We start from the raw sequence: 17,217 nt of genomic DNA on the forward strand, positions 1-17,217 counted from the left end.
TGTTAATCTTCGAATTCTTCTCTTAAAATTCGTTGAACATCTAAAATAGTTTCTTCTTCTAAATCGGTTCTTTGTACTAACATTGATACGTCTTTTTCTAAAACGCTCTTCGCAGTATCTAAACCTATTTTCTTGAATTCTTCAATTACCCAAGCTTCGATTTCATCAGAGAATTCTGTTAATTCTACATCTTCTTCTTCGATTCCTTCTCTCTTAACGTCGATTTCGTAACCTGTTAATTCACTTGCTAAACGAATATTAACCCCAGCTCTACCAATTGCTTTTGATACTTCTTCTGGTTTTAATAAAACCTCTACACGTCCTTTTTTACCATTCTTCTCTTCATCAAACATTTCAATCTCTACAGAAGTTACTTTTGCAGGACTTAATGCTCTTGCTACGAATAACTGCTCATTCTTTGTGTAATTGATTACATCAATGTTTTCGTTTCCTAATTCACGAACGATACCGTGAATACGAGAACCTTTTACACCAACACAAGCTCCAACAGGATCAATTCTATCATCGTACGAATCTACAGCAATCTTTGCTTTATCTCCTGGTATTCTTGCTACTCCTTCAATAGTAATTAAACCGTCAAAAACTTCAGGAATTTCTTGTTCAAATAACTTTACTAAGAATGCAGGCGAAGTTCTAGACAATATAATTGCTGGTTTGTTACCTCTTAATTCTACTGATTTAATAACTCCACGAACAGCATCTCCTTTTCTAAAGAAGTCAGAACGAATTTGTTCACTCTTTGGTAAAACAATCTCATTTCCTTCGTCATCCAACAAAATTACAGCATTATGACGAATATGATGTACTTCTGCACTATAAATTTCTCCTTCTAAGTCTTTAAAATGCTTAAATACATTCGTACTATCGTGCTCGTGTATTTTAGAAATTAAGTTTTGGCGTAATGCTAAAATAGCACGTCTTCCTAAATCAATTAACTTAACTTCTTCAGATACGTCTTCACCAATTTCAAAATCTGGTTCTATTTTTCTTGCTTCAGAAAGTTCTATTTCCTCATTATCATCTTCAGACATCCCATCAGCCACAACTACACGGTTTCTCCAAATCTCTAAATCTCCTTTATCAGGGTTGATGATGATATCAAAGTTATCGTCTGACCCAAACCTACGTTTTAAGGCTGCACGAAATACTTCTTCTAAGATAGACATTAGGGTTACCCTGTCTATACTCTTATTATCTTTAAACTCCGAAAATGATTCAATTAATGCAATATTTTCCATTTCATTCTCTAATTAAAATATGATCTTCACTTTTGCTTCTTTAATTTCTTCATACGCTAGTGTTTTTGTTTTTTCTACCGTATGCTTTCCTTTACCTACTGGTTTAGGCTCTCTTGCTTTCCAATGTAACGTGATATTATCTTCTGTTACTTCGGTTAACGTTCCTTCGAACTCTTCTTCTGTTACTGTTTTAACAGCAAGAATTCTGTTAATATTCTTTTTATACTGACGCTTTACCGTTAACGGGCGTGCAATATCAGGTGTGGTTACCTCTAACGAAAAATCTTCTTCTTCTCTATCTAAATTGTGCTCAATTTTTCTACTGATACGAATACATTCGCTTAAAGGTACACCTGAATCTCCATCTACTATTACTTTTATTTTATTGTCTGACAAAAACTGTAAGTCTATTAAATATAATGACTCATTTTCTTGTAAGGCTTCTTGTAATAATTCTTTAACTCGTTCTTGATTCATACTAGGTATAAAAAGAGGGGACTATCGTCCCCTTCATCTATCTGATTAATAAATTTGCTGCAAATATAGTAAGTTATTCATTAACACACAAATATCTTTCCTTTTTACGCTGGTTTTTTGTATATTTAAGAGACTATCTCTCTTTAAATCTTCTTATTATGAAAAAAATACTCGTACCCACCGATTTTTCGAAGCCGTCTGAGTATGCTTCGAAACTAGCATCGAAACTAGCTAAAAAAGCTAACAGCGAAGTTCATCTTTTACACATGGTTGAGCTTCCTACTGGAATTATTGACATGGGAGCTGGAACTAACTTTAGTATTCCTGAAAGCATGTTATACATTAGAAAAGTTCGTGACAGACTTATTGATTACAAACAACAATTTTTCTCAAGGAATGAAATTGTTAAACACGCTATTCGTTTTCAAAATCCTTATGATGGTATTAGCGACTACGCAAAAAAACACAATATTGATCTCATTATTATGGGAGCCAAAGGGCATACTAACCTAGAAGAAATTCTTATCGGTTCTAATACTGAAAAAATTGTAAGAAATTCTGAAATACCCGTTATAGCAACTAAAAAGAACGGAGAAAATTTTGACCCAAAAAACTTTGTTTTTGCTTCTAGTTTTAAGCCTGAAAAAAACCAAGCTTTTGAACGTTTTTTAGAATTTGCTAGTAATTTTGATAGCAAAATTCATTTATTAAGGATTAACACACCTCAAAAATTTGAGAACACACAAGAAACAAGCCAACGTATTAAAAACTTTATTAAAAAATATGATTTAAAAAACTACACTATTAACGTTTACAATGATTCTTCTATCGAAAAGGGAATTCTAAATTTTTCTAATAAAATAAATGCTGATATTATTGCTCTAGCTACTCACGGCAGAAGTGGTTTATCACATATTTTTAACGGAAGCATTACCAAAAGCCTTTCAAAAAATGCCATACGACCTATGTTAACTTTTAAGGTATAAAAAAACACTAGGGTCTAGTAAACCCTAGTGTTTTTTCCGCTTCTTGCACAAAGAGTAATGTTCTTCAAACTTTTTTCTAGCTCAGGAATAAAAAGATTTGCACCTACTCCACGTGGCACTTTTACATTAGAAGTTCCTAATTTTTATGTATTGAGTTCGTTGACATAACAACCTCATCTAGTTTTATTTATAGAAACTTGATAAAACCTAAAGAATCGGTTCCTGTATGTCTTGTGAAAATTAAATTAATTTGCTACTGAAGCCAGTTTTAAAGCATTTGTTGTGTGAGTGATAATGAACAATAATATTTTAACACTTCTTGCAACACCTGTTTGTTAATAAAAATGTACAACCATAGTTTATACTCCTTTTATAACAAATTATACAAATCTTCTTTCAATAATTTCCAACAACCTATTTTCATACTCTTCCTTTTCCGACCAGTCATAATCTGGTTTTATCATTTTAGTGATAAACTTTTTCGCTTCTTTTTCTGTTTTAAAAGTATTGAGCTGAGAAATAACTCTGTTAAAATCGTTTTGATCACCATCAAATAAATGTTTTACAAAAGCAATTCTATCATTTAAATCAATTTGTATTGTTTTTTGAAAATAGTCATTTACCGTTTTTTTAGGCTCTACTTTCGTAAACAAATCGGTCATTACATCTACCGAAATAGTGTCTTGCAATTCATCTTCTAGAGTTGGTGTTTTTCGTTCTCCAACATCCTTTGCGTCATTTTTCACATCACTATCACCATGCAATAATTCTTCTAGTTCATCAAAAGGTTGTTCTATGATTTCTTCTATAATCGTTTCTTCTTCTATCGCTTCAATAATTTTATCCGCTATTTCATCTGCTTCCTGCTCTAACTCTTCTTTTAGAGCTTCTTCTAAATGATGAACAACTCTGTCCTTTTCTATAGGTTCTTCTATAGATTTTTCTACATTCAATTCTTGAACAGCTTCTTTTACTTCCTCTTCAACAACCTCTGTAGTATCTTCTTTTGTATCAAGAACAACTGTTTCTTTTACTGGTGAATTATTAGCCAAAACTTCTTCTTGTTGCTTTTCTTCAGCCAACATTATATCTTGTAACAACTCTTCTTTAGATTTTAATGGATTAGGAGTATTATTTATATACTCTTCTACATACGCTAAAACCGAAAGTTTTTCGTAAACTTCATATGCCTTTTGCTTTAACTCAAACACATCTTCTTTATTTTTCATTTGTAAGATACTGTGTGCTAAACTGGTTAAATCTGATGCTAGTTTTTTGTGCATAAGTTGTCGTTTGATTTGATTTTTTGCTATTAAAATTTAATAAATTTGTTCCTCGTTCGAAAGTAATACAAAAATCAATAATTAGAGCTTAAAATTACAAAATGTTTCTTGAAAATACAGTAAATCACACAGAACAATTTGGTTGGATTGAGGTAATTTGTGGCTCAATGTTTTCGGGTAAAACCGAAGAATTAATTCGTAGACTTAAACGTGCTCAATTTGCTAAACAGCGAGTTGAAATTTTTAAACCTGCAGTTGATACTCGTTATGATGACGAAGAAGTAGTATCACACAATGAAAATAGAATTCGTTCTACACCAGTTCCTGCATCTTCTAACATTCGGTTATTAGCTAACGATGTTGATGTGGTAGGTATAGATGAAGCGCAATTTTTTGACGATGAAATAGTTGCCGTATGCAACGACTTAGCTAATAGAGGAGTTCGTGTTATTGTTGCTGGTTTAGATATGGATTTTAAAGGAAAACCATTCGGTCCTATGCCTGCATTAATGGCTACTGCTGAATATGTTACCAAAGTACATGCTGTTTGCACTCGTACAGGAAATTTAGCCCACTATAGTTATAGAAAAGCACAAAGTGATGACTTAGTATTTTTAGGTGAAACCCAAGAATACGAACCATTAAGTAGAGCTGCATATTACAAAGCCATGAAAGAGCAACAAGCTCGTAATAAAGAAGAAGACACCAATAATGAATAACAATCACGTTACCGTTTTAGAAATTGATTCGCAAGCTGTACTACACAATCTTGCTTATTTTAAACAAAAACTACAACCTCAAACCAAAATTTTAGCGGTTGTTAAAGCGTATGGCTATGGAAGTGAATCTGTAGAAATTGCCAAAATCGTACAAGATCAAGTTGATTATTTTGCCGTAGCATATTCAAATGAGGGAATTGCTTTACGTGAAGCAGGAATCAAAACTCCTATTTTAGTGTTGCAGCCACAAATTCAGAATTTAGAGGAAATTGTAAAATATCGACTTGAGCCTAGTTTGTATAGTTTCAAAATATTTGATGCTTTTATGAAACTAGCCGATCAAACTCCTTTAATGAATTACCCTATTCACATAAAATTTAATACTGGATTAAACAGATTAGGGTTTTGGCATACTGATGTTCCTGCTTTAATTGCAGAACTGAAAAAATCAAACAACGTTAAAGTAGAATCTATTTTCTCTCATTTAGCAGCTAGTGAAGATCCTTATGAACGAGATTTTACAGTTGGACAAATTAACAACTTTGCCTACATAGTAAAACAAGTTTACAAGCATTTAGGTTACGAACCTATGATCCATATTTTAAACACTTCTGGAATTATCAATTATCCACAAGCGCAATTTGATATGGTTCGTTTAGGAATAGGATTGTACGGATTTGGAAACGATGAGCAAGAAACCGCTCAATTAAAAAACACCCATACGTTAAAATCTATCATTTCTCAAATTCACTTGATTCAGCCTGGTGAAACTGTGGGTTACAATAGAGCTTTTGTTGCTAATCAAACCACTAGAAGTGCCACAATTCCTATTGGTCATGCGGATGGTATTTCGAGAAGATTAGGTAATAAGAATGGATTTGTTTTCATCAACAATCAACCAGCTCCAATTATCGGAAATGTATGTATGGATATGATTATGGTTGATGTTACAAAAATTGATTGTAACGAAGGAGATGAAGTTATAATTTTCAACCATCAACAACATGTGGAATACATGGCTCACAAGAGTGAAACTATTCCGTATGAAATACTTACTGCTTTATCGCAACGTATAAAAAGATTGGTAAAACGCTAATTTTTTTATACTTTTCAATTCAATTAACTATTAAAATCAAATATATGGGAATGCTTAAAGAGTTTAAAGACTTTGCAATGAAAGGTAATTTAGTTGACATTGCAGTAGGTTTTGTAATGGGTGCTGCTTTTAACAAAGTAGTTGCTTCGTTTACAGGAGGAATCGTTTCTCCATTAATTGGCTTATTATTCAATGCTGACTTTAAAGACTTAAAATATGTAATTAAAGATGGTGTTGCTGATGAAGCTGGAAAAGTAACAGGAGAAGTTGCTGTAATGTACGGTGAATTTTTAACCAATGTTATCGACTTTATTATTGTTGCCTTTGTTATGTTTATGATTGTGAAGGCTGTAAACGCAATGAAGAAAAAAGAAGAACCAGCTCCAGAAGCTCCAAAAGGACCTAGTCAAGAAGAATTATTAGCTGAAATTAGAGATTTATTAAAAAAATAATTCAGTTAAATACTTAATAAAAAAGCTCGCAAATGCGAGCTTTTATTTTTATATATGCTTCCCTTGAGTCCAACCATGTTTTCCTAAATACTGCTCTCCACTTTCAACAGCACCCTCTTCAATACTTGTTCCCATAGAATCGTTCCAACGATTCAAATATCCGAAAAGAGAAATCACTCCTAACATCTCAACTATTTCACCTTCATCCCAATACTTATACAACCCTTCTTTTATGTTTTCATCTACCATATTCGGAACCATAGAAGCTGCCAATGAGAAGTCTAATGCAGCACGTTCAGCATCAGAAAATGCTGGATGTGTTTTATACTCCCAAATATTATCCAACTGTTCTTGTTCAGCCCCATAACGTTCTGCTGCACGAATGGCATGAGCTTGACAATAACGACAACCTGTAGCATTGCTACTTACCCAAGCAATCGTCCTTTTTAACGCTGACGTTACACGACCTTGATTAGCCATTACCGCTTTATTTAAATTGATAAATGCTTTGGAAATTTCTGGACGTCATTGCATTGTTAAAACCGAATTCGGACAAAAACCTAAGGTTTCATTATAAAAATCAGACAACTGTTTTGTTTCTGCATCATGATTTGGATCTAAAGGAGTTACTAAAGGCATGGTTTTATTTTTTAAGTTTTTAATACTAACTTTTTACTGTAAGTTTGTGTTACTATTTAAACACATAAGTCGAAATACATATTGACTTATTGATGCAATAAACAAAAAATTATCAAGATATGGCAACAAACACAGTTACAACCGTTTGGAAAGAAAACATGCAATTTGAAAGCGACAACCCAAGTGGGCATTCAATAGTAATTGACACTTCTGAAGAACATGGAGGAAATAATACTGGGTTACGACCTAAAGCCATGATGCTTTCTTCATTAGCAGGTTGTTCTGGTTTAGACATCGTTCCTATGCTAGAAAAAATGCGTGTAAAAATTGATGATTTTAAAATTGTTGTTACTGGTGAATTAACCGAAGAGCATCCAAAATATTATCATAAAGTTTTAGTAGATTATCATTTTTACGGAAGTGATTTAGACGAGAAAAAAATTAACAAGGCTGTAGATTTATCAATTGAAAAGTACTGTGGCGTTATGGAAATGTTTAGAAAATTTGCTGATGTAACTACCGCTATTCATTTACATAACAACTAATTTATTTTTGATCAAATTGCTATGCGCTGGACACTAAAACCGCAACCAGATACCACTAAAGTAAAACAATTAGCCAAAGATTTAGCTATAGATACTACCTTGGCTAAAATTTTGGTGCAACGCGGTATTGAAACTTTTGATGAAGCGAAACTATTTTTTCGTCCATCATTGAGCGATTTACACGATCCTTTTTTAATGAAGGATATGGAGCTCGCAGTACAACGTATAGAAACTGCTATTACTAATAACGAAAATATCTTAGTTTTTGGCGATTACGATGTTGACGGAACTACAGCCGTTTCGTTGATGTCTTCTTACCTAAAAACAATTCACCCTAATATTGCAACCTATATTCCTGATCGGTATGATGAAGGATATGGTGTTTCTTTTCAAGGAATTGATTTTGCTGAAGACAATGGTTTTTCGCTTATCATAGCTTTAGACTGTGGAATTAAAGCTATTGATAAAGTTGCCTACGCTACTGAAAAAAATATCGATTTTATTATTTGCGACCATCATAAACCTGGAAGTGAAGTTCCAAAAGCTGTAGCTGTTTTAAACCCTAAGCAAGTAGACTGTAACTACCCTTATGATGAGCTTTGCGGTTGTGGTGTTGGTTTTAAATTGATTCAAGCCTTAGCTTCAAAAAGAAATCAAACTATTGAAGACTTACTTCCGTATTTAGATTTAGTAGCTACTGCAATTGCAGCTGATATTGTTCCAATGACTGGGGAAAATAGAGTTCTAGCTTATCATGGATTACAAGTCATTAATTCACAACCTAGAAATGGTATTAAGGCTATTATTCATCAATTGCAAAAAAAAGAACTTACCATTACAGACGTAGTTTTTATCATTGCTCCTCGAATAAATGCTGCTGGGAGAATGAAACACGGAAACTATGCTGTTGAACTGTTAACCGAAATGGATTTTGATTCAGCAGTTGAGTTTGCTGCTGCAATTGAAAAGTTCAATTCTGATAGAAAGGAGCTGGACAAAGCAATTACACAAGAAGCCTTACTTCAAATTAAAAATAACAACGAACAAGAAAATTACACCACAGTTGTTTTTGATGAAAATTGGCACAAAGGAGTCATTGGTATTGTAGCTTCTCGTTTAACAGAAACTTACTACAGACCTACCTTGGTTTTTACTAAAAGTGGTGAAAAATTGGCTGCCTCAGCTCGTTCAGTAAAAGGATTTGATGTATATAATGCTTTAGAAGAATGCTCAGAATTTATTGAACAGTTTGGTGGACATAAATATGCAGCGGGTTTAACTTTATTACCCGAGCAATATCAAAATTTTAAAAATAAGTTTGAAGAAGTAGTTAAAGCTACTATTGATAAAAACTTACTAACTCCAGAAATTACTATTGATGCTGAGATTGACTTATCAGAAATTACTCCGAAGTTTTTCCGCATCATCCAACAAATGGCACCTTTTGGTCCGCTAAACATGAAACCAATTTTTACTACTTCAGCAGTAAGAGATAATGGATATGGTAAACAAGTTGGCGCAGACAAAAGTCATTTAAAACTAAACCTTATTTATGGTTCAGACCAAAAAACATATAATGCCATAGGTTTTGGTCTAGGAAATAAAATAGCCATCGCTCAAAACGATTTTGACATTGTATATACTTTAGATGAAAACACATGGAACGGACACACAACTATACAATTGATTTTAAAAGACTTAAAATAGCTATTACTTTTATTTAGAATAATTCCAAATAATCTTATATATTTGTTACGGTAATAAAATATAGTTATGGACGGAATTACTAAAATATACGACAACAACATAGGTATTTCATTTCACTGGAAAGATAACAACTCTAAGCTAGTTCAATTAATATTTAGAGATACAGGTTTTCATTTAACTGAAGAAGAAATTGAATTATTTTTAGAAAAAGTTACTGATTCAAAACTTCAAAAAAACTGCGCTACTTGTAGTAAAGGTAAAGACTGTAGATCCATTCTACTACAAACACCTTCTAATAAAGTTAGCATGGCAGTTTCTTCAGTCGAACTGTGGCAGATAGACGACCTTTTAAAAGGCACACTATTTCAACTAAGAATGAATAATTATCTAAATGAGCTATGTAGAAATTAAGAAGGCTTGCAAAATTAGCAAGCCTTCTATAATTATTTATCTTCTTTAATTAAGTACATATATACCGGATAGTGATCACTATATCCTCCTGTATACTTTCCATAAGAGAAACTTCTGAAAGGATACCCTTTATAACGACCACTTTTTTGTGTTAAAAAACGTTTATTAAAGATTCCTGATTTAAACATTTTATAGGTTAAAAAATCTTTTTCTCCCTTATCTAATAGTGGAGAAGTAAACATAATTTGATCAAATAAATTAATATTATCTCTATACCCTAATGTATTAAATCCACGACGGAACATATCTTCATAAGGGTTATAAATATCTCCTTCTTTTACATTTTTCTTTTTACTCTTTGTTTGTAAAACAGTTTTAAAGCTAGAGTTGATAGGATCATCGTTAAAATCACCCATAATTAACACTTTTGGATTTGGGTCGTTCAGCTTAATTTTTTCTATAATTTGTTTCACTTTATAAGCGGCTTTTTCACGCAATGGTCTACTCTTCGCTTCCCCTCCTCTTCGAGATGGCCAGTGATTTACAATAACATGTATTAACTCGTCATCTAAATAACCCGATACTAATAAAATATCGCGTGTATATACCTTTCTGTTTTGACTGTAAATATTAGGATTAAAAACCTCAAAATGAATTGGCTTAAAATAACGTGGTTGATACAACAACCCAACATCAATCCCTCTTTTATCAGGAGAGTCAAAATGAATAATACTATAACGCTTCTTTTTTAACCTTTCCGATGCTACTAAATCTTCTAAAACTTTCTTGTTTTCAACCTCAGCAACGCCTAAAATTGCTGGACTCGTTTTTGTCTTTTCAGCTCCTAACTGTGAGATAACTTCTCCAAGTTTATCTATTTTATCTATATATACCTCTTCTTTATCTCCTTTCATTTCCATGATGGGACTTGCTTCATCATTCTTTTCAGGATCATTTTCGGTATCAAAAAGATTTTCTAAATTATAAAAACCAACAGTTCTTATTTTATATTTTTTTGCTCCTTGTTGTGCATATGAAGAAAAAACAACAAGAGTTAAGACTAAAAATAAAGCTATATTTCTCATTTAATAAATTTTACGCAACAAAAGTAAAAACAATTTTCAAGCCAAAATCTATAATTTACATAAAACCATTTTTAGTAACTTTAACTTAATATTAACACAATTAGAATTTTCGTAGTTTTGCCTCCCTTTCGCTTTATTTTTTAGCTATGGGAAACAAATGTATTTAAATATTTTACAAACAATCATTTATGAAAAATTTTACGATAACAATGTTATTGCTTTTTTCAGGTTTATTTGGCTTGAATGCACAGAACATTGTAAAGGGGATTGTAATAAACGGCGATTCTGAAAATCCTATGCAAGGTGTTTCTGTAAGTATAAAAGAAGTAAGCGTCTCGAGTACTACAGACGCCAGCGGGGCTTTTACACTAAATGGGTTACCAAACGGAAGACAAATTGTAACGGTATCAGTAAATGGGTATGAAACCCAAAACTTTCCAGTTGAACTATCTGGAAAAACAGTAGATTTAGGCACAATCTTTATGTATGAAGATTTATCTGAAGATCAAGATTTAAGCACCATCACTATTACAGATGATGAGTTAAATGATGATACTAGTGCTGCTGATAACATTTCTGGTTTACTACAAGCCTCTAGAGATGTATATTTACGTACTGCCGCTTTTGAATGGAGTGGCTCTTTTTACAGAGTACGTGGTTTAGATTCTGAAAATGGTAAAGTTTTGATTAATGGAATTGAAATGAACAAACTATACAACGGAAGACCTCAATGGAGTAACTGGGGAGGTTTAAACGATGTATTGCGTAACCAAGAATTTAGTAATGGACTAACTCCTTCAAACTATGCTTTTGGTGGTGTTTTAGGTTCTACAAATATTAACACAAGAGCTTCTGAATATAGTGAAGGTGGACGTATTTCTTATGCTTCTTCTAATAGAAGTTACAACCACCGTCTAATGGCAACATATTCTTCTGGTTTATTAGCTAATGGATGGGCAATAACTGTTTCTGGTAGTAGAAGAGCTGGTAACGAAGGATATATTGATGGTACTTTTTACGATGCCAACTCCATCTTTTTGTCACTTGAAAAGCAAATTAACGATGCTCATAGCTTAAACTTAACTGTGATTGCTGCAGAGAACGAAAGAGGAAAATCTTCACCAAATACTCAAGAGGTTTTTGATATTAAAGGAATTCGTTATAACTCATATTGGGGAAAACAAGGAGACAAAAACAGAAACTCTAGAGTTAAAAGATTATACGAGCCAATCGTTATGTTAAATCACTATTGGAACCTTTCTGATAACACAACATTAAACACAAATGTTGGTTTTCAATTTGGGGAAATCGGCAATAGTCGTTTAGATTATAACGGTGCTAACAATCCTGATCCTACGTATTACAGAAAGTTACCAAGTTGGTATTTATCAGATCCTAATGGACCAGATTATGAAAATGCATACAAATCATTAACTGGTTTCCAAAATGATGGACAAATTGATTGGGATGAATTGTATATTGGAAACGAAGGTAGTCCTGAAAATGCTCGTGTAATTTTATATGAAGATAGAAACGATGATCAGCAATTAACAGCTAATATGATTTTATCTTCAGAGTTAAATGAAAATATTACACTAACTGCAAGTGGTGAGTATAGAAAGTTAAAGTCTGAAAACTTTGCTTCTCCAATAGATATGCTTGGAGCTGTAGGTTATTTAGATGTAAATACTTTTGGTGATAATTTTAACCAACAACAAAGCAATCTTTTAACTCCTAATAGAACAATTGGACTAGGAGACCGCTTTAAATACAACTATATCTTCAATTCTGAAGTATATGGCGGTTTTGCTCAGTTACAGTTCAAATACAACAAAGTTGATTTTTATATAGCAGGACAAGCGAACAATACTACACACCAAAGAGAAGGTTTATTCCAAAACGGATACTTTCCAACTAACTCTTACGGAAAATCAGATAAGTTAGATTTCTTTAACTATGGAGCTAAAGGAGGATTAACCTATAAAATTTCTGGTCGTCACTTAATTGATGTAAACGGAGGTTATATTACAAAAGCACCTTCTCTGCGTAACTCTTTTGCCAACTCAAGAGCTAACAATGTTACAGTTGCTGATGTTGCTGAATTAAATAGTGAAAAAATATTATCTGGAGATGTTAGCTATGTTTTTAGAAGCCCTTTAATTACTTCAAGAATCACAGGTTATTATACAGACATTAAAGATGCTACAGAAATTTCATTCTACTTTGCTGACGGTATTGGAGGAGATATTCAAGATAATTCTTATTTTATCCAAGAAATCTTAACCGGTATTGATAAAAGACACTTTGGGGTTGAGTTGGGTATCGAAGCACAAGTTACTCCTACAATTAAATTAAAAGGGGCCGCAAACATTGGTCAATACACATATAATAATAATCCTGATATCGTCTTAAAATCTGACGATCCTTCGTTCAGTTTTGAAAGTAGGAAATCTAATTTAAAAAATTATAAACTAGCTGCAGGACCTCAAAAAGCATACTCTTTTGGTTTTGAATATAGAGACCCAGATTATTGGTGGTTTGGTGCCACTTTAAATTATTTAGATGAGGCTTATATTGATGTAGCTCCACTTACAAGATCATCTAACTTTATTGAAGATGTAGACGGTGCTGCTTTTGCAGATTATGACCCAATATTAGCTAGACAACTATTACAACAAGAACAATTTGACGACTACGTTGTAGTAAATATTATTGGAGGAAAATCATGGAAAGTAGGTGATGGTAAATATATCGGCTTATTTGCAAGTGTAAATAACCTATTCAACCAAGAATATAAAACAGGAGGTTTCGAACAAGGAAGAAATGCTAATTACCGTGAGCTACGCGACGATAACGCTAACGGAACGCCTTCTTTCGGAAACAAATACTGGTACGGTAGAGGTACTACTTATTTCTTAAACGTAAACTATAGATTCTAAAAAAACATTCAAAATGAAAAAAATAAACTTATATAAGATTTTTGCAATTTTATTTATTGCAATTTCTGTTTCATGTGTTGATAACAACGACTTTGAGTTACCAACAATGGGAGCAGACAAAGAGTACGCTAATTTAAAATCGTTAGATGAAATCATTGCTTTGTACAATGGTTCTCCAGTAGAATTTAATGACGACACCACTATCTTTGGTTATGTTGTTTCTGACGACAGAGAAGGAAATTTCTATAAAGAATTAGTTATTCAAGACAAGCCTGAAAATCCCACAGTAGGAGTTGTAATTAAAATTGATGATGCTAACTTAGGTGCTAGATATAATATAGGAAGAAAAATATATGTAAAACTAAAAGGTTTAGCCTTAAGCAAACCATATTCAGCTTTTGAAATAGGTATCAAAGGTACTGGTAATCGTACTGATAGAATAAGCGCTAACGATTATATAAGTAAAATAGATAGGTCTTCTGAAATCGTTGATATTATACCAACTACTTTAACAATTGGTGAGTTAACTGAAAATCACATCAATACCTTAGTTAAAATTGAAAACCTCCAATCTGAAACAAAAGGATTACAATATGCTTACCCTGAAGACAGTAGTTATATTACAAGAACCATGACTTCTTGTGAAACTTTTGAAAAAATTGATATTTCAACAAGTAAATTTGTTAGCTTCAAAGAATATTATATTCCTGATAACAAAGGTAGCATTACTGCTATTTTAGATGAATTTGCTGGTAACTATCAATTAATTCTTAGAAACACTAATGATATTAACTTTACTGATGAATATGGTTGTAACGCACCTCCTATTGACGCTACTTTAAATGAAGTTAAAGCCTTTTATAAAGGTAGTGGAGAAGCAACAATTACAAAAAACTTAAAAATAAAAGTAGTTATTACTTCTGATTTAGCTGCTGGTAACTTACACCCCTTAAGTGCATTTGCTCAAGATGCTACTGCTGGTATTGCTTTACGTTTTAGTGGAGATCATAACTTAAACTTAGGAGACGAAGTAGAAATCGCTGTTGGAGGAACTAAACTAAGTGAATATAACGATTTATTACAATTAAACATTTCTCCTTCTAGTATTATTAAATCTACAGCAGGCACTTTACCAACCCCTGAAACTATCACTTTCGCTCAGGCTTTAACTGGTGATTACGAAAGTAAATTAGTACAAATTAATGGAGTACAGTTTAAAGACAATACCAAAATTTATAATGGAAATAATGAGTTAATCACTGAATGTGATGGTATTCCTTTAACCACTTATGTTAGAAAAGAGGCAACTTTTGCTAACAATAATGTAAATGATAAAAAAGGGGTTATAACAGGTATTATGACTGTTTTTGAAGGTACTCCTCAAATTTATTTAAGAAACGAAACTGATCTTAATTTTACAGAAGACTATGTTACATGTGGAGGTACTACTACTAATCCTATTTTCTTTTCAGAATTAGCAGACCCTAACAATAATGCTAATGCTAGATTTATAGAGTTATATAATTCTGGAACAGATCCAATAGACTTAACAGGTTGGACAATTAGAAGATATACAAATGATGCTACTTCATCAACATCTTCAATTGATTTATCTGGTAAAACCATAGCTGCAACTAGTACTTTTGTAATTGCCAAAAATGCTGCAGAACTCTCAAGTATATATGGTGTTACTGCTGATATGGAGTCTACTTCTGCAGCAGCAGATTCTAACGGAGACGACCAATTAGAGCTAGTAGATCCAAGCGGAACTGTAATCGATATCTTTGGAGTTATTGGGGAAGATGGATCTGGTACAAATCACGAATTTGAAGATGGTAGAGCTTACCGTAAAGCTTCAGTAACACAAGGAAACCCAACATATACATTTGCAGAATGGGATATTTGGAATGACACAGGAGATGCAGGTACTACAAATGCACCTCAAGATGCTCCTGGTGCTTTTACACCTGGAGTAAGATAATCTCTTTTTTGATATAAAAAACCCAAGGCTTAAACCTTGGGTTGTTTTTTTTTTAGCTAAGTGACACTAGATTCATGCTCTTAGTTTTTAATAATCACAAAATATTTATCAAAATGTAAGTAGACGGATTTTCCACACGTTTTTCTTTTGATTATAGCTATGTAACGTTAAAAACACCTTTTCTTCCTTTCCATTTATTAATCGACCATTATTCTCTTTAAAGTTTTTCCCTAGAAAACTATAATAATCCTCTTCCGTTAACTCGTCTATAGGCTTTTTTAATTCAACTGAAAACATAGTACTATTAAACAAACTAGTCCCCATAAGCTCTTTGCTATAACAATATAGCTTATTACTATTTGAGTCTTCTATATATAAATAATCATATATACTCATAAAAAAAGGCTTTGGCTTGTTTTCTAACCTTAAACCTTTTGCCGTATTTATAATTGTATTAACCCCATTATTTATCTTAATTCGTAATTCTTCATTAAAATATATATTTCCAACAGAATCTTTTATATGATAAGAGGGGTTCAAATCTTTATTGTAAAGACTTTCCCATATACAAAGTAGTAGAGTACTAAAAAAATATAAATTATACTCAGGGTTTGATTTACTTAAACCATCTATTCTTAAAACTACGGATGGATTAATAAGTTTCTCTATTTCTTTATCTATATTCTTTTTCATCTATTGCAGTTTTTTTTAGAGTATCAACATAATGAATAGTTAAGACTAAACATAGACACTAACTACAAATAACTACTCCAAGATTTTTGTCCTTCCTGTATTTCTTTTTCAGGATATTGTTTGTTATACTTTTTATATTGACTTCCAAAAAATACAGGTACATTTTCAGCAGGAGTTGTATCAAAATCGCTGATAATAGTCGTTCCTAAAGTATATAATTGTCTTAAGTTAGGCATATCTTTAACAAACTTAATAGATGCTAAATTTTTACAATCCATAAGTTGTAATACTTCTAATTCTTTCAATTCTCCAATAGGATTAAAATTTTGTAGTTTCCAACAAATATCAAATTCTAAATATTTTAACTTTTGTAAAGTTGTTATATCTGAAATGTCAGTTAAACTTCTAACACCACCAAAAGACACACACTTTAAATTGGTTAAAGTTTCAATTCCTTTTAAAGATTTAATTTTTGCTGTTTTAAAACTTAAGGTTTTTAAATTAGTTAAACTACTTAATTTTGTTAGGTCTTTTTCGTCAAAATCTGAAATGGTTAAATGTTGTAAATTAGTTTTGTTTAATGCTTCGATATTTATAATGCTTTTTTTTGTCCAGACATTTAAATGTAATGAATATAGTGATTTAGGAAGCTTTGAACAATCTAAAATAAAATCACAATCCCTCCATAAAGGAATAACTAATCCTTCTATTTTTGGGAGGTTATAAACAAAAGAATTATCTCCATTATTTCCGTATTGACCTCCTAAATCTAAGTTTTTAACATCTTTAAAAATTTCAACAAAACGTTCTATGAATAGTTTATTATGTTTACCGAAAAGTCTAACAGTATATTTATTTTTTAGAAAATCAGGATTTATGTTTTCTAAATCCGAATCTGGTTTAACCATTAAATATGGAGCATCTTTAAAGCCTGACAAATACATA

The 17,217-nt window shown here is 32.1% G+C and carries 15 protein-coding genes and 1 pseudogene; 9 read left to right on the top strand and 7 right to left on the bottom strand.

All coding sequences use genetic code 11. From position 1 onward, the window contains the following. Positions 1 to 2 precede the first annotated feature (2 nt). On the bottom strand, positions 3 to 1,259 hold the full coding sequence (nusA, locus tag ACR9ES_RS07705) for a transcription termination factor NusA (RefSeq protein ID WP_120186099.1): 1,257 nt from the start codon (positions 1,257 to 1,259) through the stop codon (positions 3 to 5). Positions 1,260 to 1,271: 12 nt separating this feature from the next. Continuing rightward, complete coding sequence (rimP, locus tag ACR9ES_RS07710; RefSeq protein WP_435253782.1) at positions 1,272 to 1,736, bottom strand: ribosome assembly cofactor RimP; 465 nt, start codon at positions 1,734 to 1,736, stop codon at positions 1,272 to 1,274. Between the two features lie 158 nt (positions 1,737 to 1,894). Between rimP and ACR9ES_RS07715 the strand changes: the two genes are divergently transcribed. Further along, positions 1,895 to 2,722 (top strand): universal stress protein, encoded by an 828-nt coding sequence (locus tag ACR9ES_RS07715; protein ID WP_435253783.1) that lies wholly within the window; start codon positions 1,895 to 1,897, stop codon positions 2,720 to 2,722. Positions 2,723 to 3,102: 380 nt separating this feature from the next. On the opposite strand, the gene ACR9ES_RS07720 is transcribed toward ACR9ES_RS07715, so the two are convergent. Continuing rightward, positions 3,103 to 4,005: a hypothetical protein gene (locus ACR9ES_RS07720; RefSeq protein ID WP_435253784.1), complete on the bottom strand. Its 903-nt coding sequence runs from the start codon at positions 4,003 to 4,005 to the stop codon at positions 3,103 to 3,105. A gap of 101 nt (positions 4,006 to 4,106) precedes the next feature. Here ACR9ES_RS07720 and ACR9ES_RS07725 point away from each other — a divergent pair, with 101 nt between their 5' ends. From ACR9ES_RS07725 to mscL, 3 genes are read left to right on the top strand one after another with little or no spacing between them, the layout of a single operon-like run. Next, positions 4,107 to 4,724, top strand: coding sequence for a thymidine kinase (locus ACR9ES_RS07725; RefSeq protein WP_274635301.1), 618 nt, complete (start codon positions 4,107 to 4,109; stop codon positions 4,722 to 4,724). Continuing rightward, positions 4,717 to 5,820 carry an alanine racemase gene (alr, locus tag ACR9ES_RS07730; RefSeq protein WP_435253785.1) on the top strand — a complete coding sequence of 368 codons (1,104 nt, stop codon included), beginning with the start codon at positions 4,717 to 4,719 and terminating at the stop codon, positions 5,818 to 5,820. The genes ACR9ES_RS07725 and alr overlap by 8 nt, the downstream gene beginning before the upstream one ends. A gap of 50 nt (positions 5,821 to 5,870) precedes the next feature. Further along, positions 5,871 to 6,272, top strand: coding sequence for a large-conductance mechanosensitive channel protein MscL (gene mscL / locus ACR9ES_RS07735; RefSeq protein WP_274635303.1), 402 nt, complete (start codon positions 5,871 to 5,873; stop codon positions 6,270 to 6,272). A 48-nt stretch (positions 6,273 to 6,320) separates the two neighbouring features. On the opposite strand, the pseudogene ACR9ES_RS07740 reads toward mscL, so the two are convergent. Continuing rightward, positions 6,321 to 6,911, bottom strand: a pseudogene (locus ACR9ES_RS07740) (carboxymuconolactone decarboxylase family protein). Positions 6,912 to 7,030: 119 nt separating this feature from the next. On the opposite strand from ACR9ES_RS07740, the gene ACR9ES_RS07745 reads away from it, so the two are divergent. The 3 genes from ACR9ES_RS07745 to ACR9ES_RS07755 all read left to right on the top strand — a co-directional run bounded on the left by ACR9ES_RS07745 (position 7,031) and on the right by ACR9ES_RS07755 (position 9,574). Next, positions 7,031 to 7,456 carry an OsmC family protein gene (locus ACR9ES_RS07745; protein WP_120186037.1) on the top strand — a complete coding sequence of 142 codons (426 nt, stop codon included), beginning with the start codon at positions 7,031 to 7,033 and terminating at the stop codon, positions 7,454 to 7,456. A gap of 21 nt (positions 7,457 to 7,477) precedes the next feature. Next, positions 7,478 to 9,163: a single-stranded-DNA-specific exonuclease RecJ gene (recJ, locus tag ACR9ES_RS07750; protein WP_435253786.1), complete on the top strand. Its 1,686-nt coding sequence runs from the start codon at positions 7,478 to 7,480 to the stop codon at positions 9,161 to 9,163. A gap of 66 nt (positions 9,164 to 9,229) precedes the next feature. Beyond that, positions 9,230 to 9,574: a hypothetical protein gene (locus ACR9ES_RS07755; protein WP_047790766.1), complete on the top strand. Its 345-nt coding sequence runs from the start codon at positions 9,230 to 9,232 to the stop codon at positions 9,572 to 9,574. 32 nt (positions 9,575 to 9,606) lie between these two features. Here the strand turns inward: ACR9ES_RS07755 and ACR9ES_RS07760 are convergent, their stop codons facing one another. Then, positions 9,607 to 10,659, bottom strand: coding sequence for an endonuclease/exonuclease/phosphatase family protein (locus tag ACR9ES_RS07760; RefSeq protein WP_435253787.1), 1,053 nt, complete (start codon positions 10,657 to 10,659; stop codon positions 9,607 to 9,609). A 188-nt stretch (positions 10,660 to 10,847) separates the two neighbouring features. Between ACR9ES_RS07760 and ACR9ES_RS07765 the strand changes: the two genes are divergently transcribed. Together ACR9ES_RS07765 and ACR9ES_RS07770 are read left to right on the top strand one after the other, a co-directional pair. Further along, positions 10,848 to 13,598 carry a carboxypeptidase-like regulatory domain-containing protein gene (locus ACR9ES_RS07765; RefSeq protein WP_435253788.1) on the top strand — a complete coding sequence of 917 codons (2,751 nt, stop codon included), beginning with the start codon at positions 10,848 to 10,850 and terminating at the stop codon, positions 13,596 to 13,598. Between the two features lie 13 nt (positions 13,599 to 13,611). After that, positions 13,612 to 15,579 carry a DUF5689 domain-containing protein gene (locus ACR9ES_RS07770; RefSeq protein WP_435253789.1) on the top strand — a complete coding sequence of 656 codons (1,968 nt, stop codon included), beginning with the start codon at positions 13,612 to 13,614 and terminating at the stop codon, positions 15,577 to 15,579. A gap of 108 nt (positions 15,580 to 15,687) precedes the next feature. On the opposite strand, the gene ACR9ES_RS07775 is transcribed toward ACR9ES_RS07770, so the two are convergent. Both ACR9ES_RS07775 and ACR9ES_RS07780 read right to left on the bottom strand, forming a co-directional pair. After that, complete coding sequence (locus ACR9ES_RS07775; RefSeq protein WP_047790769.1) at positions 15,688 to 16,272, bottom strand: hypothetical protein; 585 nt, start codon at positions 16,270 to 16,272, stop codon at positions 15,688 to 15,690. A 62-nt stretch (positions 16,273 to 16,334) separates the two neighbouring features. Further along, positions 16,335 to 17,216, bottom strand: a complete 882-nt coding sequence (locus ACR9ES_RS07780; RefSeq protein ID WP_047790770.1) for a hypothetical protein — start codon at positions 17,214 to 17,216, stop codon at positions 16,335 to 16,337. Position 17,217 lies beyond the last annotated feature (1 nt).

It is taken from the genome of Tenacibaculum sp. A30 (assembly GCF_051200845.1).
Taxonomy (GTDB): Bacteria; Bacteroidota; Bacteroidia; order Flavobacteriales; family Flavobacteriaceae; genus Polaribacter.

Excerpts from the sequence above, each read along its gene's own strand:
- ACR9ES_RS07755 (WP_047790766.1), top strand. The coding sequence starts at position 9,230 with ATGGACGGAATTACTAAAATATACGACAACAACATAGGTATTTCATTT.
- ACR9ES_RS07760 (WP_435253787.1), bottom strand. The coding sequence starts at position 10,659 with ATGAGAAATATAGCTTTATTTTTAGTCTTAACTCTTGTTGTTTTTTCT.
- ACR9ES_RS07765 (WP_435253788.1), top strand. The coding sequence starts at position 10,848 with ATGAAAAATTTTACGATAACAATGTTATTGCTTTTTTCAGGTTTATTT.
- ACR9ES_RS07725 (WP_274635301.1), top strand. The coding sequence starts at position 4,107 with ATGTTTCTTGAAAATACAGTAAATCACACAGAACAATTTGGTTGGATT.
- ACR9ES_RS07780 (WP_047790770.1), bottom strand. The coding sequence starts at position 17,216 with ATGTATTTGTCAGGCTTTAAAGATGCTCCATATTTAATGGTTAAACCA.
- ACR9ES_RS07715 (WP_435253783.1), top strand. The coding sequence starts at position 1,895 with ATGAAAAAAATACTCGTACCCACCGATTTTTCGAAGCCGTCTGAGTAT.
- alr (WP_435253785.1), top strand. The coding sequence starts at position 4,717 with ATGAATAACAATCACGTTACCGTTTTAGAAATTGATTCGCAAGCTGTA.
- mscL (WP_274635303.1), top strand. The coding sequence starts at position 5,871 with ATGCTTAAAGAGTTTAAAGACTTTGCAATGAAAGGTAATTTAGTTGAC.
- ACR9ES_RS07720 (WP_435253784.1), bottom strand. The coding sequence starts at position 4,005 with ATGCACAAAAAACTAGCATCAGATTTAACCAGTTTAGCACACAGTATC.
- ACR9ES_RS07775 (WP_047790769.1), bottom strand. The coding sequence starts at position 16,272 with ATGAAAAAGAATATAGATAAAGAAATAGAGAAACTTATTAATCCATCC.
- ACR9ES_RS07745 (WP_120186037.1), top strand. The coding sequence starts at position 7,031 with ATGGCAACAAACACAGTTACAACCGTTTGGAAAGAAAACATGCAATTT.
- ACR9ES_RS07770 (WP_435253789.1), top strand. The coding sequence starts at position 13,612 with ATGAAAAAAATAAACTTATATAAGATTTTTGCAATTTTATTTATTGCA.
- rimP (WP_435253782.1), bottom strand. The coding sequence starts at position 1,736 with ATGAATCAAGAACGAGTTAAAGAATTATTACAAGAAGCCTTACAAGAA.
- recJ (WP_435253786.1), top strand. The coding sequence starts at position 7,478 with ATGCGCTGGACACTAAAACCGCAACCAGATACCACTAAAGTAAAACAA.
- nusA (WP_120186099.1), bottom strand. The coding sequence starts at position 1,259 with ATGGAAAATATTGCATTAATTGAATCATTTTCGGAGTTTAAAGATAAT.